This window comes from Sulfitobacter sediminis, assembly GCF_040811725.1.
GTDB classification, from domain to species: Bacteria; Pseudomonadota; Alphaproteobacteria; order Rhodobacterales; family Rhodobacteraceae; genus Sulfitobacter; species Sulfitobacter sediminis.
Map to the genome: position 1 here is coordinate 13387 of NZ_JBFNXX010000008.1, position 18292 is coordinate 31678.

At 55.4% G+C, this 18292-nt stretch carries 12 protein-coding genes; 4 read left to right on the forward strand and 8 right to left on the reverse strand.

The genetic code is table 11. From position 1 onward, the window contains the following. Nucleotide 1: 1 nt before the first annotated feature. The 5 genes from AB2B41_RS11885 to AB2B41_RS11905 form a co-directional block, all read right to left on the reverse strand. Nucleotides 2–919 carry a replication-relaxation family protein gene (locus AB2B41_RS11885; RefSeq protein ID WP_367878017.1) on the reverse strand — a complete coding sequence of 306 codons (918 nt, stop codon included), beginning with the start codon at nt 917–919 and terminating at the stop codon, nt 2–4. A 356-nt stretch (nt 920–1275) separates the two neighbouring features. Then, complete coding sequence (locus AB2B41_RS11890) at nt 1276–2013, reverse strand: SDR family oxidoreductase (protein WP_367878018.1); 738 nt, start codon at nt 2011–2013, stop codon at nt 1276–1278. Beyond that, a complete protein-coding gene (locus AB2B41_RS11895) occupies nt 2010–3335 on the reverse strand; it encodes an FAD-binding oxidoreductase (protein ID WP_367878019.1) in 1326 nt (441 codons plus the stop codon). Before AB2B41_RS11895 ends, AB2B41_RS11890 begins: the two co-directional genes overlap by 4 nt. Next, entirely contained in the window at nt 3332–3754 is a 423-nt protein-coding gene (locus AB2B41_RS11900; protein ID WP_367878020.1) for a GtrA family protein, read from the reverse strand. Before AB2B41_RS11900 ends, AB2B41_RS11895 begins: the two co-directional genes overlap by 4 nt. Beyond that, nucleotides 3751–5181, reverse strand: coding sequence for a UbiA family prenyltransferase (locus AB2B41_RS11905; protein ID WP_367878021.1), 1431 nt, complete (start codon nt 5179–5181; stop codon nt 3751–3753). Before AB2B41_RS11905 ends, AB2B41_RS11900 begins: the two co-directional genes overlap by 4 nt. Before the next feature lie 583 nt (nt 5182–5764). On the opposite strand from AB2B41_RS11905, the gene AB2B41_RS11910 reads away from it, so the two are divergent. After that, nucleotides 5765–7360: a hypothetical protein gene (locus AB2B41_RS11910; protein WP_367878022.1), complete on the forward strand. Its 1596-nt coding sequence runs from the start codon at nt 5765–5767 to the stop codon at nt 7358–7360. Between the two features lie 783 nt (nt 7361–8143). On the opposite strand, the gene AB2B41_RS11915 is transcribed toward AB2B41_RS11910, so the two are convergent. Both AB2B41_RS11915 and AB2B41_RS11920 read right to left on the reverse strand, forming a co-directional pair. Further along, complete coding sequence (locus AB2B41_RS11915) at nt 8144–10792, reverse strand: aminotransferase class III-fold pyridoxal phosphate-dependent enzyme (RefSeq protein ID WP_367878023.1); 2649 nt, start codon at nt 10790–10792, stop codon at nt 8144–8146. Nucleotides 10793–11422: 630 nt separating this feature from the next. Continuing rightward, nucleotides 11423–12334, reverse strand: coding sequence for a hypothetical protein (locus AB2B41_RS11920; RefSeq protein ID WP_367878024.1), 912 nt, complete (start codon nt 12332–12334; stop codon nt 11423–11425). A gap of 292 nt (nt 12335–12626) precedes the next feature. On the opposite strand from AB2B41_RS11920, the gene AB2B41_RS11925 reads away from it, so the two are divergent. Next, the gene (locus AB2B41_RS11925; protein ID WP_367878025.1) at nt 12627–13262 is read left to right on the forward strand and encodes a rhomboid family intramembrane serine protease; all 636 of its coding nucleotides are present in this window, start codon (nt 12627–12629) and stop codon (nt 13260–13262) included. Nucleotides 13263–13598: 336 nt separating this feature from the next. Here the strand turns inward: AB2B41_RS11925 and AB2B41_RS11930 are convergent, their stop codons facing one another. Further along, complete coding sequence (locus AB2B41_RS11930) at nt 13599–14231, reverse strand: transposase (protein ID WP_367878026.1); 633 nt, start codon at nt 14229–14231, stop codon at nt 13599–13601. A gap of 307 nt (nt 14232–14538) precedes the next feature. Here AB2B41_RS11930 and AB2B41_RS11935 point away from each other — a divergent pair, with 307 nt between their 5' ends. Both AB2B41_RS11935 and AB2B41_RS11940 read left to right on the forward strand, forming a co-directional pair. Next, entirely contained in the window at nt 14539–15108 is a 570-nt protein-coding gene (locus tag AB2B41_RS11935; RefSeq protein ID WP_367878027.1) for a YdcF family protein, read from the forward strand. Between the two features lie 598 nt (nt 15109–15706). Further along, nucleotides 15707–18016: a tetratricopeptide repeat protein gene (locus AB2B41_RS11940; RefSeq protein WP_367878028.1), complete on the forward strand. Its 2310-nt coding sequence runs from the start codon at nt 15707–15709 to the stop codon at nt 18014–18016. Nucleotides 18017–18292 lie beyond the last annotated feature (276 nt).

Sequence of the window (18292 nt, forward strand, 5' to 3'; positions counted from 1 at the left end):
ATTATTCCTCCCTAATCAGACGGTACCTGTTTTCGTCCTCAATCACCCGCGCCCGCCACGCACCGTTGAAGAAATCAGCAAGCACCACATCGAGCGTATTGAATCGGTAGTAGCCGTGCAACGACGGCGGCAAGTTGCTCAGGGCCTTGCGCATGTTGTCCAGCCGCGTCTCAGTCGTTGTGACAAAAAGCAGCGTGAAGAAGGTAAACTCACCCCAGGGCGCATAGGTCCTTTGGAACATGCCGCTTTGCAGATACCGATCGTACTGACGTATCTTGTGATGCACGCTGAACCGCTGTCCATGCCCGAGTTTGGACGTGATCCGCTCGGTGCCCATATCGATCTCCAAGAAGAACAGCGCACGCTTGCCGCTTTCAACATTCTCCAGAATGAAGCCCGCATCTGGAATGATCCTGTTTTCCGGTGTGCGGGCGTCGGCGACATAGTCAGATGTTTCGGGTCGCCAGCTCTGGTTCACTTTGCGTTGCCTGTACTCAATGAAGGTCTCCGCGACCTGAATATGCGGTCTTGCGATCACGCCCACTTCAAGCGCTATGAGCGCGTCAAGTGTTGCCAGACGATGGTACATCTGTGGAGACCATCGGGTATTTACTTTCGCCTTCTTGAAGTCGCCGAGGAGTTCATATGGGATACCGCTTTCCTCAGCGAGGAGGTCATAGCCAGCGCGCTTCAGGAAATAAACCTTTGGGGTCTTGCCGTACCCACGGATCCCGACATTGCCAAAATGATCGAGGAACCCCCGCCGTTCATACCGTAGAAGAACTTCAGATGCGCTCTTCTCTTTCAAACCCGTGACCGCAGCAAACTGTCTGACAGTGAGGAACCGATAGCGGTGAATAAAGTACAACCCGAGCATATGTTGCTCAGTCGGTGCGCTCCGCATCGCTCGTGACACCATCTGAAAAAACCTCCGATTTTGAATAGTATTTTGTATCGGATTTCGTACCGAAGAAATGATCTCATAATATCATTTAAATTCTATTACTTAAGTACGGATCACACCCCGAAATAACGATACTATCTGTAGTAATCGGATATTTTCGCTCGACACGTCCCTCACTATTTGTTCGGTCGCCGCATCTCCACAGGTTCCGATGCTGTCTCGCTTCATTCGCTTTTCAACTTGAACCAAAGTTGAAGCTTGGACCTATCGTTGACTGCGTTCGATCCTACGAAGTTCTTTCGCTTTCGACAAAAGCTTCCGATGCCGCCAGAATTATCCCAATACCAGAGGAACTCAGCTTTGGTCGCTCATTATATGCTCATCCGCTTGAAAATCCGCTCCGGGATGTTCCGGATGACCAACATAATCAAGCGCCAGATCGAGCGTACATAGATCACGTCCGTCTTTCGTTCTACTGCGCGAGCGATGGCCTGCGCGACCTCGCTCGGTTCGGCAGTGAGCCTCCCAGGAAGATCCATGCCTTCAGTCATCTGTGTCACAACAAAGCCTGGAAGGACTGTCACGACATGAACGCCGCGTTTCGCAAGGCGGTTTCGCAGGCCTGAGAGGAATGCTGTGAAGCCTGCCTTGGCGGAGCCGTAAACATAGTTCGTGGCCCTGCCGCGGTCTCCGGCGACTGAGCTGATGCCGACAATGGTGCCACTGCCGCGCTCTTCAAAACGGTTTGCTAGGATTGAGAGAATGCTGGCGGGACCTTCGTAGTTACTCCGCATGACGCGGGCCGCGGCTTCAATGTCGCATTCGGACTCCGCTTGTTGCCCCATTAGGCCGACTGCACATACCACGATCTGCGGGAGCGCAGGAAGTGCTGCGACAAAGGCTTCGTGCTTGCCCGTGGCTAACGCATCGAACTCCTCCAAGCTGACCAAAACCCCGTAGCGCAACTCCATGTCGGTCTTGTCGGCTTCAAGGGTGGAGACATCGCGCGCAGCCAGCTGAACAGAGTAGCCGAGCCCCGCGAACTTGTGCGCTACGGCTCTGCCAATGTCTGATCGGGCGCCGATGATAAGAACAGAGGGTTTCGTCACAGAGCCAACCTTTCTGATTGGGCCGACCGGAACCGGTTGGTGAACCCTTCACGATCGCGGTAGGCTTGGAAATCTGTCATTCGGGGATCTGACGCGCTTAGCGTCACGCTTGTCATGCGGCTGTCCTTCGCAAGATAGAAACGGCCACCATGTGCGATCGTGATCTGGTCGAGGCGTTCCAGCAACGCGAGGGACTTGGACGTGACGGGAAAGTCCAACGCCAGGGTGTAGCCTTCCATCGGGAAGGAAAAGGCGCCGTCCTGTGTGCCGAAGCGCTTTAGCACCCCAAGGAAGGACCCGGACCCGGCCCTGGCGATTTCGGAGAGCAGCGCGGTAAGCCCGATCTCGGATTTGTCTAATGGCAAAGCGCACTGGAATTGCGCGAATCCCTTCCGCCCATAGATTCGGTTCCACGCCAGGATGGCATCGAGCGGATAGAAGTAACTGTCCCAGTCGACCAGTTGCGTGCCGGTCTTCCGTGCTCCAGCCCAGTAATAGAAAGCGTTGAAGGCCCGCACCGTCAGGCTGTTTAGCGTGAAGGCGGGGAAGTCCATCCGGACCCTGAGCTTGCGCTTGGACTTGATCTGGAGCGGCGCCTGCGCCTGCTGCGGTGCCAGATCGGCGCGGACCGCATGCTCCCCGAGCATCACAAGGGAGCGGCCGAGATTGCCGCCTGTGCCGAGGCAATCAATCCAGGCCACCGAATATGTGGCGTCCTGCGCGGCCTCGAACGCAGCCATAGCAGCCTTCAAGTTCGGGGCCACAGTGGTTGTCTGGCGGATCCAGGCGGTCTCCACCGGCCGCAGACGGATAGCCGCGCGCAGGATGATACCAGTCAGGCCCATGCCGCCCAGCGTGTGGTCGAACAGGCTTGCATCGTCTTGTGGGGAGCAGCGGCGGGTTTGCCCATCGGGCCCCATGACATCAAGCCAGTCGACGCAAGTGCGGAAGCTTCCATCCCGATGGTGGTTTTTGCCGTGGACGTCAGCCGCGATCGCGCCGCCCAGCGTGACAAACTTGGTCCCCGGGGTGACCATCGGGAACCAGCCGCGCGGGAGAAATGCGGCAATTATGTCGCCAAGTAAGACCCCGGCTTCGGCAACAAGCTGACCGGAAGCAGGCTCGAAACTCATCATCCGGTTGAGGTGGCACATCTCTATGGTAGCGGAGGTGTTGATGGCGCTGTCGCCATAGGCACGCCCATTGCCTCGGGCGATTAAACTCGGCTCGGCGACGACCAGTTGCCGCACTGCGTCCACGCTGCGCGGCCGATGCACCCGCGCCTCCAGCACCGGATATCGCCCCCATCCCGCCAACTTCATGTAGACGCCGCCAATTGCTGGTCAGTAAACACAAAGCGCCGATCGAGGTTGTACTTCACAACATAGCCGACCGAGAGACCCAGGATTGCTCCGAGCTCACGCATCATGTCGGTTTGCCAGATCAGCCAGAACGCTGTTTCTATGCCCCAGAAGATCGCCGTCGTGACCAGCCCCATGGCCGTGTAAAGCGAAAACTTCCGGCTGTGGTTCTTCACGCCGGTCTCAACGTCGTAGAAGATCCAACGCTTGTCGAGCACGTACTTGATCACCAAGCCGACAATGGTACCTGCGCCGACAGCACCTGCGAAATGGTAGGCTGTTTCCCCGAACTGCAGGACAAACCGTTGGATGGCGAGGTTGGCGATGGTCGCCAACAGGGCAAAGCCGGCGTATCGCAGGATAAGCGTCTGGAGGGTCATGCCAGCGTACCCCCAAGAACAAAGCCGAGAATGATCAGCAGGCACATCTGGCTGATCCGGTCCTTCGCGGCATAAACGACTGGATCGTCATGCATGTGGCCCCGATGGGCCACCATGACAGTGCGACTGATCCAGTAGAGCAAGACGGCGCAGACGCCCCACAGGGCCTCTGGATGAGAATAGAGTTCGACTACGGCAGGCGAGTTGACGTAGAGCGTCATGACCAACACCGAAACATAGCCGGCGCCGATTGCGATCATCGAGATGATCGGCAGGTCATCCACGTGGTAGCCACGTCCGCTGGCCTTGAGGGTGCCGCGTTTGGCGCTGTCGATCAACTCGGCTTGGCGTTTTACCGCAGCCAACGCCAAGAAAAAGAACACTGAGAACGCGAGCAGCCACACTGACAGCGGAATGTCGGTGGCGACACCGCCTGCGATGATCCGGGCCGTATAGAGCCCGGCCAGCACACAGATGTCGACGATGATCCGGCGCTTGAGATGCAGGGAATAGGCGGTAGTCAGGAGGTAATACGTCACCATTGCCAGTAGGAATGGCGGGCTGATGCTGATCGCGAGCAGGCCACCCAGGATAAGCAGCCCTGCTGCCATCCATGCGCCGTGAGAAATCGGAATACTGCCAGAAGCAAAGGGCCGTAGTTTCTTACGTGGGTGCGCACGATCGGCGGAGAGATCGAGAAGGTCGTTCAGCACGTAGACGCTCGACGCCACGAGGCTGAAGCAAACGAAGGCCAGCCACGATAGAAGGACTGTCTGGCCGTCGAGCTGATGCGCCGCCAGCATGGGCAAGAAAACCAATACATTTTTCAGCCACTGATGTGGTCGCAAAGCTTTTATGTACGGTCTAACTGACTGTGCATCTGTTACGAGATGCTCGACACTGTTGCAGACGCGCTCAACTTCCCGGCGCAGTGCAGCAGGGGCGTTGACAGTGATGGCCTTGTTTGCCTTCTTCCAGATCGGCAGATCGGCCTTGGCATCGCCCATGTAGACAAAGCCCCTCGACCCGTACCGCTCCTCCAGAAATTGTCCCTTGCAGTCGCCCTTCAGGTTCAGTTTGCCATCGGAGCCATGGACCTCATCGAAGAGGCCCAGGTAAGCAGCGATTGCTTCGGCAAGATTATGATCGCTGGCCGTCACAAGCGCTGTTCTACCGCCGGACTCGCGCCACTCTTGAACGAAGGCAATCACTTTCGGATCGTAAGGGAGCGTAGCAGCCTCGACGGCTGAAACCTCCGCGAGATGGCGCTTCAGCGAAGCCCGACCACCGTTGAGGGCTGCCACTGAAAGGAAAGGACTACGCCAGTCACGCCCGAAGGCCGACCAAAAACTCTCAAAGAGCATGTCGCTGCGCAGGAGTGTGCCGTCCAGATCGACAACAAGGATTTCACGCGGCTTCAAAGACAACGATACTCCGCTCCTCGCTACGGGCTTGCTTCAAGATACCAAGACTGGTCAGTTTTCCACATAGCAACAAGCCCCATAACGCGCCAGCCAACTTTGGCCTCGGCAATTCTGCGGATAGAGTCAAAAAGGTATCTTTTGAGCGCTACCGATGAGGTGGCCAGAGTGACGCGATGACTCGCTAAAGGCCATCTTGCACGATGATGGGACTATCGGTCATTGGCGATAGAGAACGTCCGAGGCTGGTCCATTTTTGTCCCGCAACGCTGAAAAGATGGGTTTCAAAAATCACTCAATCGTCTTTCGCGATATCGTCGTTCCAGTACACGTCATTTCGCGTCACGAACTCGCGTGCTGCAGCGCGCATGCACTTCTCTGCTACAGTAAATCTACGGCTTGTTGAGCTCTCCCACCTCTTCCTTCCTGCCGTTCACCACTTGATTGATATCGTTCGAGCGTGACTGCCAAATAGAGATTTCAGTTACCCCCGACGTTGATCATGGTTTCCTAAAAAGGTCGGTAGAGCAAGTTCAGAGCGATGCTAGAAGGTAAAATGGGTGTCCAAATCTGAGATAAACCAATAGACTTGAGCGACCGGCTTTGCCAGAAAATGCATATGCGTATTTTCATCAATGTTCTGTGCTGCACGCTTTGCTTTGGTTTGCTGAACCTGCCAGCCCGGGCCGGCGACGCGCTCCTAACGAAGGACGATCTCGTCCAGGTCCAGCCAGGAATTTGGGCAGCCATGGGGTTGAAGTTGCCCGAGGCCAACCCGGGTCTCCCTATCGTAGGGGCCAACAATACTCAAAATGGGGCAAAGCTCCTGCGGGTCGTAAGCGGTCAAAATACCATCAACGGCTTCAGAGGTGTCCTCTACGACAATCGAGACCGTGGCCATTCACTGCTGGAACCAGAACTCTATCCTAGTCTCACGCACATCAAGTACAGCTCCGATCTCGTTGCCAATAAACTCGACTTTGGTCTCGCGGGTCAGATTTTCTTCCCGGCCGTGGTTTTTGGAAATTCTTCAACCGCTATGAAGGGCGGTCCGGCGCCGCGTAGCCTGCCACGCCTTGCAATGACGAATGCCCCGTGGGACTCTATCTCATCAGCCTTATACGCAAACAACCATATCTACGTTTATCCCGAACACCGCGATCATGATGCCGAGGATCGCTTCCCGGCAAACTGGCCTTACATGATCATAAGCCAAGGGTCGTCAGGGTCAGATAGGCTGTTTCTCAACGCGATTGCGATGACGCTCGCGGCCCTGCCCCAAGATACATTTGAGTTTCTGCGTGAGCAGCGTCTTGTTGCGCCGACCGTACAAATGATCCTACGCCGTAACCTCAAAACAGTCTCGACACGGGCGGACTACCTGTCAGGGCTCGCACATCCATCTGCATTCGATGGTCGTTTGATCCGCGTTGGCCGTATGGTTGAAATGGCATCAAAACTACGTCCCGAAGACATTCCGCCGCTGGTACAGTTGCGTGTCATCGAAGGGGATTTCGCCGAGGCGGCTGGCCTTGCAAACCTGAACGAACGCCTCATAGACACACCCTCCGCGATCGGCCGTCTTTGGCGCGATTTCGCTTGGGAACGTGAGCTGGTGGTGAGTGCCGAAGATACGTCCGCCCCAAATGACCAGCCCTTAACCTTCGAATGGCGCTTGCTGAATGGCGACCCTCAGCGCGTAACGATCAAACCGCAAGGGATAGATCGCCGTATAGCACGGATTCGCATTGCCTGGCACGACCCGTGGACCGCACCAATCCCCCAAAGTAAGAAGCCCGCAGAGCGGCGGTATTCGCGGGTCGATATTGGTGTTTTCGCAAGCAATGGCGTTCATGACAGCGCTCCAGCCATGATCTCCATCGACTTCCCTGAACACCAAGTACGCCAATATGAGATCGGACCTTACGGTGAGAAACGCCTCCATTCCATCGACTACAATGCATCAGGGCGCGATGCCTATTTCGACCCGCTCCTCTTTTGGTCAGCCGGATGGACAGATACAGCGCGCTACCACAAAAATGGTACACTGACTGGGTGGGACAGGCAGCATTCAGACGACGTGTCCGTGGATTTTGTCCCGGCTGAACCTGAGAGCCAAACACCGCGATATGAAATCGACCGCAGCAATGCGCCCGTACCGATCCTCCGCTACACAGGGGAGTAAAACCTATTTCGAGAGGTCACTCCGCTCTGAATGACATTCGGCATTGTCCCTCAGGATGACCCTGGGTAGCTCAATATAAGCTTGAATAACATGGAGAAACTGACACCCCACTGGTCAACGGTCGGGATTCTCCATTCATTCATCTCAATGAAATATGAGGTGGACGCGTAAGAGGACACGGAGGCGCGCTCTGAGGGTAAGAAATCTAATCTCTTGATACTGTTTGCCGGAGCAAGACCTTTCCTGGCAACGTGTTGGAGAATGATGCCCAGGGCAAAGCGGCTTTGGAGCAGGCGACTATCTGTTCAACCAAGGGACCCGGCCTCCAGTCCAACGAACCAACGGCTGCGAATACACCTCTCGTGGCGCTCGTCAGGACCTGCCGGTCTTCCTGCGCATTGTCGCATTGTCTTTCAGCATCGAACTTGAGGCTGTTTCATCTCTGGTTAATTCTAACCCCTGCCTGCGCAATTCGACCGACAAAATACGCTGACAACATGGATAAAAAGGGCCTCCTTTGTTTCTCAGATGCCACGACGGGAGGCTCCTTTGCACCGTAGCGCACGGCACGATGCACGTCTTGCGCAGTTCGCGAGAGTGCCAGTCCTCAGGCTGATGGCAGGATGAGCCGCTCGCATGACCCAATGAAGTCGGAAGAAACGACAACATTCTCATCACGGGCTAAACAGCTCTCCGGCCGGTTGGGCCAGGACCAACCACCTGGAACCCTTCGGCGCTAAGAACTGGAAGGGGAGCGGACTCTTGTCTACTCGATGAGGTGGGTCATTCCGCCGCCCAGATCGTCGCAGCTACCTTTGCCGGAACCTCCGCTGCTTGCCGCATCAAAACAGCCGCAGCGACGCGTTCAAAATCGGCATCCTCCAAAGACTGCCCATACCACTGTGGCTCGGCAGGCTCGAAGCCATGTCGGCGCGCCATTTCGGATATCCGGTCCGCATCCGCCAGGTTCAGGTCCCGCCCCAGACTGTAATCATCAGTCTCTCCCTCAAGCGCTAGGAGCATCGTCTCGCCGAGACAGCCCCAGCACAGGTCTTCCGGAAGGGTCTGGAAAGGTCCAAGATTCACTGGAAATGGAGGTCTGACCAAGCCGCCGTCGAAAACCAGCACGCCCTTATCAGAGAGATCCACTTGAGCCACATTTGGCGGCCGCGCCACGTCACATACGACGGTCCCCGGACGAAGCTGTGAAGGGTCAAGGAATGTCACCTCAGCACTGGTGGCCACCAAGACCAGATCCGCTGTTTCCAGCGCGCCCTCCAAATCGGTCGTCGCTGCGATTGGGACTTCTCGTCCATATTCCGCACAGGCGCGGGCAAACTTATCCGCCATTCCTTTGGACAAGTCTGAGCCTTTTGCACGCAGGAGCTCCCGCACCGTGGCACTGAGTTCGCCAGCTCGGGGCGTTGGGCGCTCTTTGGTCAAAGTAAACACGACCTCATCCGCCACTTTGTCTAAGAACTTTTGCGCCTGGCTGTTCTTGGCATTGCCAACCAGGGTGAGACGTTTTGCCCGGCGGGCGAGCATCATGCTTGCAAGCCGCCCGATCGCACCGGTGGCACCAACCACAACGATATGCGCGCTGGTCGGATCAATACCGACCCTGCGGGCCGCCCGTTCGAGGGCGGTCACGCCAGAAACCGTCGTGAGTGTATTGCCGCTGGTGATCGGTACACCGCGGCCAGCGACCGCGGCACCACCGTTCGTCACGATCGAGGTGAACGCGCCAAGGCCGAGCCGACTGGCTCCAAACTCGGCCGCCATATCAACCGAAGACTGGATCATAGTCCGAGCTGCTTTACGACCTTTACCAACCATATCCCTCGGCAGGAGCGGTACAGACATAATCATACCTTCCGCCGTCGCTCCGGTGCGGGACGCGCCCCCCGAAACGGGCCACGCGAACCCTGGGCCGATACGCTTTACCCACTCCATCCAATTTGCACGTTCCTCGGAAGTGAATTGGCTAAAGGAAGGATCAGACCGCAAAAGATCCTCTTCCTCTGTGTAGTGGATGAGGAAACAGAACCGACCTGCCGTTGGTCCGGGCAAGGATCTGGCAGGGCCCTGCTGGGGCACGTAAGGCATTGTCTCAGCTAATTGCGCCTGCCGATCCGGTGTCACCAGATGCTGCATCAGCGCTCGGTAGTCCCCGCGATCAAGCACATCACACAGGGCGTCCAGGGCCGCGACGCACTGGTCGATCTCAGACGTCCCCGCGATCAAAGGCGGCTGTAAGCGCATGACATTGGCATTGTTAAAGACGGGCGCCGTGAGGACACCTTGGACATTGAGGAGATAGGAGCTCAAGAGACCGATGAACCCGCCGTTCAGGCCACAGAATGCCATGGACGCGGAGTCGCCTCTCTCGAATGGCTTCCGGAACTCAAGACCGCGCATATAGCCACGACCGCGGACCCCGCTCAGAACCTCGGGATAACGCTGTTTCAGCGCTTCCAGCTGGGCTTGGAAATAGCGGCCGTTTTCCTCAACCTCTTTGATCAGCGCGCGGTCGTCCTTCAGGAGCAGATCGAGCGATGCATTGGCTGCCGCGCTGGCAAGGTTGTTATTGGCGAAAGTCGAACTGTGCAGGAAACCGAAGCGATCATCCCAAATCTCCGGACGTACGACGACCGCCGAGATCGGCATCAAACCACCGCCCAGAGCTTTGCCGAGTAGTAGCATGTCCGGCGCCTGCTCGGCTTCTTCGCAGGCGAACAGCCGACCGGTGCGGCCGAGCCCAGTTTGAATCTCATCGACAATACTCAGCACGCCATATTTGCGGCAGAGAGCGATAACGCCATCGAGGTAACCCTCATCAGCAGGGCAGACTACGCCGCCTTCACCTTGGATCGGCTCAACAACAAAAGCAGCAATGTTGCCTCGATTGGCCAGAAGCTTCGCCTCAAGTGCATCGAGCTCACCAAACGCGATGTACTCGAATCCGCGGGCAGGTCCGCCAAAGTCCTTTTGATACATGGGTTTGCCGGTCGCCGACAAAGCCCCCATGGTCTTTCCATGGAAGCCGTTTTGGGTTGAGAGAATGATGTCACGACCCGTTCGTGCCCGCGCGAGTTTAATCGCGGCCTCAACCGCTTCTGCACCCGAGTTTGCCAACGTCACAACGCTCAGATCATGCGGTGTGATGCGCGCCAAGGTCTCGGCCAGACGCTCAGCTTCAAGGGGGCGCAGCGGTTGCACCATCGCCGGGCTTGAAAGGACCTGCTGTTCCCGCAGCGCATCCCAAATGTCTGATGGGTTGTGGCCAAAGGGCAAAGCCCCATACTGTGCAAGAAAATCAAGATATTCGCGGCCATCTTTGTCGACAAGCCGACAGCCAACACCCTGTGTCAGCTCGAGATCCAACCCAAAGGTCTCGAGGAGGTGCGCACGCGTCGGGTTAAGTGCGGTCATTCTGCTCTCCATTCACTTCCCATGCCGTGGAAAGGCGTTATGGAGTATTCTCACCCTGTAGTCGGGCAATAATCTGGCAGAAACAGTATTTTTAAAAGACTGCAACAGTTGGAAGTTGCAAATTTTGGTCAAGATCTCAGGTTGTCTGGGATTTTCCGTTAGGCGTTTTGCTGGTGTACTCAGAAGGGCGTCGGTGACGTAGGATAACACTTTCCGAACAGACGTAACTGTCTGGCCCAAACACACGACAGGCTCGACTGAAGCAATAAGAGTTTTCGATTTACATGAAAGCAGCCTGCCTGATCCCACCACGTCTGCCCGTTTGTTTGTTTTCCTGCCCGTTGGATCGTCGATAACTTCACATTACTGAAGAAACAAGGGGTATGCTAATGTTCGGGCGGAAAGCCGCGTAAGATGCTATCGAATATGGGCCTAACCTTCTGCGGCTTGTTGAAGCAGCTGTCACAAGCCCCTCTTTGGCTCAGCCCTCCAGGTTGATGATTGGCCGCGACCAAATCCAGACTTACTGTCTCTGATCTCAAAATATGAAAGCCCGCGACGACACACTATCGTCACGGGCAATCCTCTATTTCATCATAGCTGACCATCAACTAATGGTCAGCATGAATATCAAGCTACCTTACGCCGCCGCCGCTTTGCACCCGACATAAAGCCTAAGCCACCCAAGCCGCCGAGAAGCAGCAACGCCGAAGCAGGCAAGGGTACCACTGAAATAGATCCGAGCACCGCATCAACCGGTGAAAGAGGGTCGTTCTGAACAACGAACGCTAGTGCTCCCAGCGCCGTGCTAGACCAGAAGTTAGTGTTATAACCCCCAAAGTACGTGAACTCATTAAAAGCAGCATATTCACTAAATCCCCCGATCAGATCTTCACCATACGCAGCAGCAAGGTTACCAGCTGTATCGTAACCGTAGATACCGATGTTAACATTCAGATCAGCTGAGAGGACGTCAAAGAAAAATCTGTTATTCGCTGAATTCCCGCCAGTGATATCAGCATTAAGTCCAAATGTCGTGATACCAAGCTCCGCTGCAGTCGGTGTCGGAGAAAACGGTGCAGTTGTGTCGACCGTAAAATCAGCAAGGTTGTCGGCAGGCGTAGTGTCCTGGATATCCGGCTCCACAACACTAGCTCCCGCACCGCTGTAAACAAGTACACCCGTGCTAGTCTGATTAGAGTTGTTGTTGAAGCTGATAATACCGGTAACCGTATTGCCAGTCACAATATCCGTTGCAGAGGATGTTGGGTCAACTTCAAGTGAAGCATTATTTATGTCGGTAGGCGTCCCCGTTACACGCGCAGGATTGGTTATCACCGCCAACCCCCGAGATCCACCAAGCACATTACCCACTAGAATGGTGTTGCCATCTTTCTGAGGCGTAGGGTCCCCCACATTCGTGGCTGCAGAAGCGATCTGCCCGCCCGCAGTGAAGTCGTCTATCGTAACTGACGCAGACATCGCCGCCCCTGCAACCATCGAGAACCCCCCGATGAACGCTAAAGTCGTAAACTTTTTCATGACCTTCCCCACTACTGTCTCGCAGTCATCCTACTGCAAAAAAAATATCTATCTACAGGTAGCATCGGCCCTCGATCCGAGTCAACAACACACTCCCGATGTATGGCATTTAATTGGCAAATTTGCGGTTCATAATAGACGACGGCCTTCGACTCGGCAACAATGGCACAACAAGACCCTGGATTGTTTCAAGATTGGAAACCTCTTGATTGTTAAATAAAGCAAATTTTCAGAATCGTGCCCTAGCCGAGCGAAGCAGCAGGGACCTGTGAAAGCGCTATCCCTTTAAGCATTGGAGGAAGTCCTGGAACCGAAGCGTCTCTTTTTTTATGGTCTAGTCGCGTCCTGTTGCGTGATCGAAGCCTCGCTTACACTCAGCGACTTGGGCATCTTTGGTCCAGCGCACATGCGACAAATCATGTACTTCAATGGGGCCTTCTGGCCTGGCTTGCTCCACGACTGGAAGCCTAACTACGCGGCCCAGCCATATACCATGTTTATAACCTTCAGTTTTCTCCATGGAGGTCTGGTGCACCTAACCGTGAACATGATCACCCTTTGGTCACTCGGCCGCGCGGTGCTGGACCGCGTCGGCCAGGTCAGCTTCATTGTCATATACTTCGCTGCAACCCTCGGGGCCGCGGCTGTTTTTGCCTTATTGGCCCCTACTCTTCGCCCAATGGTGGGCGCTTCGGGAGCCTTGTTCGGTCTGCTGGGAGCAGTACTCGCTTGGGAATATGTGGCAAACCATGCAGATGACGAAGGGCGCTGGCGCGTCGCCATGGTCATACTTGTTCTTTTAGCATTGAACCTCGTGCTTTGGTGGGCAATGGACGGCCAGCTTGCATGGCAAGCCCATTTGGGAGGCTTCCTCACAGGCTGGCTCCTGGCGTTCCGCATCCGCCCCAAGCCGCAAAGGACCGCTTAAGATCACAACTCACGGAGTATTACCGTTAGTCGAACCTGTTCGTTGTACAGCGAAATGTCATATTGAGGGGACGGAACCTCTTGATAGCAGATTACGAGTAGGTGAGCTGGTGCCAACGAAGTTCAAAACGAAGTGATTTCTGTACAGCAAACGGCATAGGCCTTGACCCAACTTAGGGAACGTCTGATCAACGCCTTCGGCTCTGGGGAGATTTTGGGTTGAACGCTTCGGGGGACTGGTTCGCTGTCGTTGGTGACTGATTTCGTGCCGTCGGCGCCGCCTTCCGGACGATTTGGTGCATTTTGGGCAGACTCCGCCTCATGTCATCAGCCTGCGTCAGACGAGAAACAGGTTGCCGATGGCGAACAGCGTGAAGAGCTGCGCGCGGTTCTTTGCGAGGCCGCGGTAGCGGGTCTTGAGATACCCGAACTGGCGCTTGAGCACCCGGAAGGGATGCTCGACCCGAGCCCAGACCCTGGCGATGATCCGCTTTATGTCTTCGCCGATGGGGTGCAGCGCGCCACCCTTCGGCGCCTTTCTCATGGCTCCCCAGAATTTGCCGGGGTCGGAGAACGCGGCTCCCCGCGTGGCGCTGACATAACCCTTGTCCGCCCAGACCGATGTCTCTTTGCTGTGCAGAAGGTCGTCCCAGACCTGGCTGTCGTGGACCTTGGCCGTCGTGGTCTCCAAACTGCGCACGATGCCGATTTCGGCATCAACGCCCACATGCGCTCTCATCCGGAAATACCAGTCGTTGCCCCTCTGGAGGAAGTGCACCCGCAGCATCGTCTCCAGTGGCATCGGCGGACGCCTGCCATTCGGCCCCGCCTTGGGATAGTGTGGATCGATCAGCACAAGCAGCCGTGTCCACGGCACCACCTGGTTCATCTCGGCGAGGAACTTCTCTGGCCGTGTCTGCTTCTTCTTCATCGCGTCCCGTAGGCCGGGAAAGGCAGGCTGCTTGGGCATCGGGAACCGGCCTTATGATCCCGCCAAGTCTATCCCAAGCCAATCAAAGGGCGAGGTTTTGCACACTCTACTTAGCTGCTGCCCCAACTGATCGACACTCAGGGTGGCTTCCGTCATTTTGAGAAGCCCGTTTTATGGGCAAAGCATCGACGCTCTTTCAGTTTGTGGTCATAGGCTCAAAAGCGTGAGACACAAGCAAGTCAGATTCGGTTCCAGAGGACGAATGCTTTTGCGATTAGTACTTGACCTCTTCAAAATGGTCTTCCGTATACTCTCCATCGTGGGACTTGGCTCTACGATCGTATTCTTGCTCCTGTTCGACTTCATGTCTCGAACAGCTGATACAGGCCAACTTGAAGGAGTTGACGACCTTCCGCGCACAGCAGTCGTGTTTACAGGCGCATATGATCGTATCGACCTCGGCCTCGAACTTCTTGCATCCAACCGCCTGGATCACCTACTGATAACAGGCGCAAATCGTACTTCAGGCTTGATCCCAACTCGCTTCCCACAGCTTTTCGATCCAAGCTCTCAACAGACCAGACAGATCGAGAGTAGGCATATCGTTCTCGCCCCGGACGCACATTCGACCATCGAAAATGCTCTGGAAACGGCCTGCTGGCTGGACACCAAGCCCGACACAGACGCGGTGGCCCTGATTACGTCGCGGCGACATATGGCGCGGGCATCTGTGGCGCTTCAGCACGCTATCGGTCCAGTGGATATCGTGCGGGTTATTTCAGACCAGTCAAAAGTATACGACAAGTCGCAACTCGATCTGGACGAATTCACAAAGTTTGTTGGGACATGGATAATCACGCTGTTGCCTAGGTCGTTATGGCCGGCAAGTGAGTTGACTATATGCTCCGAAGACTGAGGTCGGACGATTGAGGGAGCACATGAGATTATCGTCAAGCAACCCTCACTTATGGCGGCATTTCAACAGAAAAACAGTGACGTGTCATGCGGGCCACTCCAAAGATTGCAGGGAAAGGCAATGCATAAACAAGACTGCCCGGATACAGCCAGCCTATCCTTCAGTGTAAGCGCTGACGCGGTTTTCTAGGGCCCTGAGATAGCTCAATACCCACAGTTGCGCTGGGAAGCTTGAAACACCTACATAAAGGGCGACTGTCCCACGATGCTCAACAATTCTCTCGAATTTCAAAGGTTATCCACACATCAACAATATTCGAGAGGCCAAACTTGAGTACTCAAGTGCGATGCGGTCCAATGGCCTTGCCGACTCACGTTCGCTCGGCGAGAAAGCCCGGTGATACCTACTCTGCGACCAAGTCTACAAATTTCACCCTATGAGGAACTTAGTTTTGCGAGTTCTAACCCACCTCCGATCCACAATTCTTCTATTGAGCTGCGTATTTTTCCTCGCCGCATGTGACTCCGTTGAGGAGCGAGCCGAGAAGCATTACCAAAACGCGCTTTCGCTGATTTCGGACGGTGACCTTGACCGAGCAATGGTCGAGTTGCGCAATGTTTTCGACCTGCAAGGCAAGCACGTAGGAGCACGGCGTGCCATGGCCGAGTTGCAGATGGAAAGGGGCAACCTCCGTGGAGCATATCGTCAATATTTATACTTGGCAGAGGCATTTCCCGAAGATCTTGAAAGTCGGATCATACTCGCTGAGATGGCCTTTTCCGACGGAAACTGGGAAGAGCTGGAACGCCACGGTGCGCAGGCCATCGAATTGTCCCCTGATACAGATGATCCACGGATAAAGATCATTTCACTTCTGCGCCAATATCGAGCGGCCATTGAAGAGGATAGCCCCACAGAGCGCCGAGACCTAGCTCGGCAGGCTGATCTGATGCTCGCAGAAAAACCAGAGAGCCTGCTCTTGCGCAATGTGATCATGGACAATTCCATACGTGAGCAAGATTTCACCCGGGCACTTTCTGAAATCGACTGGATGATCGCAAACGAGCCCAAGAAAAGCCTCTATTATCAGGAGCGGCTCCGGGTCTTGGCAATGCTCGGCGACAATAGGGGGATTGAGGCGCAGCTTCGCGAGATGATCGAAGTCTTCCCAAATGAAGCGGCACACAAAGAGACGTTGGTCCGGTTCTATGTCTCGCGCAGCAACCTGGATGCGGCAGAAGATGTCCTCCGCCAAATGGCAAGTGCTTCCGCCGATGACGATCCGGACCCGACAATTGATCTCATCAGGTTCCTCGTGGCCTACCGAGACTCCGAGACCGTTCGGGCCGAGATCGCGAGGGCCATTGCAGAGCGCGCCGATCCGGTACCTTTCCAGACCATCGAAGCAAGTTTCGAGTTTTCCGTGGGAAACCGAACTGAAGCGATTGCGACGCTCCAGGAAGTGCTGACGGAGACCGAATCATCGGAACAATCACAAGATACCAGGATAACTTTGGCCAAAATGCTTCTGGTGACGGGTAACGAGGTCGGCGCTCGCACGAATGTCGAGCAGGTGCTGGCGGAAAACGCGAACCATCCCGAGGCGCTCAAGATGCAGGCCCACTGGCAAGTCGAGGCTGATGACACCGATGCCGCAATCGGTGCTCTCCGGATCGCGCTTGATCAGCAACCGCAGGACGCTGAGGCGATGACCCTCATTGCAAATGCATACGCACGCGCCGGACAATCGGAATTGGCCAGAGATTATCTCGCTCAAGCGGTGCAAGCATCCGGCAACGCTCCCGCTGAAACGCTGCGTTATGCCCAGATCTTAATGAACGAAGAAAGCTATTTGCCGGCAGAGGACATCTTGCTGTCGGCACTACGCCTCGCTCCATCCAATACCGAGATACTCATCACTCTAGGTCAGCTCTATCTTCGTCTCGAAGATTTCGACCGAGCTCGAAGCGTCGTGGATGCCTTGCGCCGCACTGGCGATAACACGGCGATCCAAGCCGCCAATGAGCTTGAGGCCGAGCGTCTAAACAGACAGCAAGGCACAGATACGGCAATGTCTTTCCTTGAAGAGCTCGCGAATAGTGCCGAAGCGAACCTCGGCACTAAGATCGCCCTGCTTCGTGCCAGACTTAGCACAGGCGATAAAGCGGGAGCTTTGGCTCTTGCAAAAGTGCTGAAAGAGGAGGACCCCGCCAACCGAGAGCTGGAGGTTGTTTTGGCCGAGGTCCAGACTTCAAACGGCAATCTGGACGCAGCCGAAACCATTTACCGAAGTCTCTTGGCCGAAAACCCAGTCTTGCCACGGATTTGGCTGTCTTTGTCCCGATTGGAACTCATGAAGGGCGATCGAGAGGCGGCCAAATCCATCATCGACGAGAGCTTAGGCCAGAACCCGGACAACCCTGATCTTCTCTGGGCCAAGGCTTCCTACGAGGAGCGAGACGGGAATATCGATACTGCCATCGAGATCTACGAGAAGCTCTACGAAAAGGACTCCAATCCCGTGGTCGTAGCCAACAATCTGGCAAGCTTGCTTGCGACTTATCGCGACGACGATGCCAGCCTAGACCGTGCCTGGGTCATCGCCCGTCGCTTTCGCGAAGCTGAGGCCCCTGCTCTACAAGATACCTATGGCTGGATCCTCCACCGCCGTGGTCAGAGCGCCGAGGCCTTGTCCTATCTCGAGTCCGCTGCTCAAGGCCTGCCAGGGGACCCAATTGTTCAGTACCATCTGGGCCAGGTCCTTGTCGCCCTGAATCGTCCCGAAGATGCGCTCGAGCAATTCCGCAAAGCAGTCGATATTGCCGGACCAACAGATGTGCGGCCGCAGATCGAAGAGGCAAGGAGTTTGGTTCAAAGCCTTCAGGACACAGACAAAATTGAGAATTGATACTATCCATCGACAGCCGCTGTAGAGCACACCAAAAAGTTGGTGATCTCGCTAAAAAATACGGGACAATTCACTTCTCACGGTGCGCTTTCGTAGCAGGCTGAAACTGGGTCTAAGTCGGCTTTATTGATGGCATGGATGCCCCCTCCTGACGGCATCACAATGTGCCAAGGTGATGTTTGTTGAAGACATCACAGAAGGAGAGAGCATCCATGCCATCAGCAAAGCCGTCTAAGTCTCAAAAAAGAAGAGAAATATCCACTTAGGGCTAATCGG

What these genes read in the sequence shown, in the direction of transcription:
- AB2B41_RS11930 (WP_367878026.1), bottom strand. Translation starts at nt 14,231, where the DNA reads ATGCCCAAGCAGCCTGCCTTTCCCGGCCTACGGGACGCGATGAAGAAG.
- AB2B41_RS11920 (WP_367878024.1), bottom strand. Translation starts at nt 12,334, where the DNA reads ATGAAAAAGTTTACGACTTTAGCGTTCATCGGGGGGTTCTCGATGGTT.
- AB2B41_RS11895 (WP_367878019.1), bottom strand. Translation starts at nt 3,335, where the DNA reads ATGAAGTTGGCGGGATGGGGGCGATATCCGGTGCTGGAGGCGCGGGTG.
- AB2B41_RS11915 (WP_367878023.1), bottom strand. Translation starts at nt 10,792, where the DNA reads ATGACCGCACTTAACCCGACGCGTGCGCACCTCCTCGAGACCTTTGGG.
- AB2B41_RS11885 (WP_367878017.1), bottom strand. Translation starts at nt 919, where the DNA reads ATGGTGTCACGAGCGATGCGGAGCGCACCGACTGAGCAACATATGCTC.
- AB2B41_RS11940 (WP_367878028.1), top strand. Translation starts at nt 15,707, where the DNA reads ATGGTCGAGTTGCGCAATGTTTTCGACCTGCAAGGCAAGCACGTAGGA.
- AB2B41_RS11900 (WP_367878020.1), bottom strand. Translation starts at nt 3,754, where the DNA reads ATGACCCTCCAGACGCTTATCCTGCGATACGCCGGCTTTGCCCTGTTG.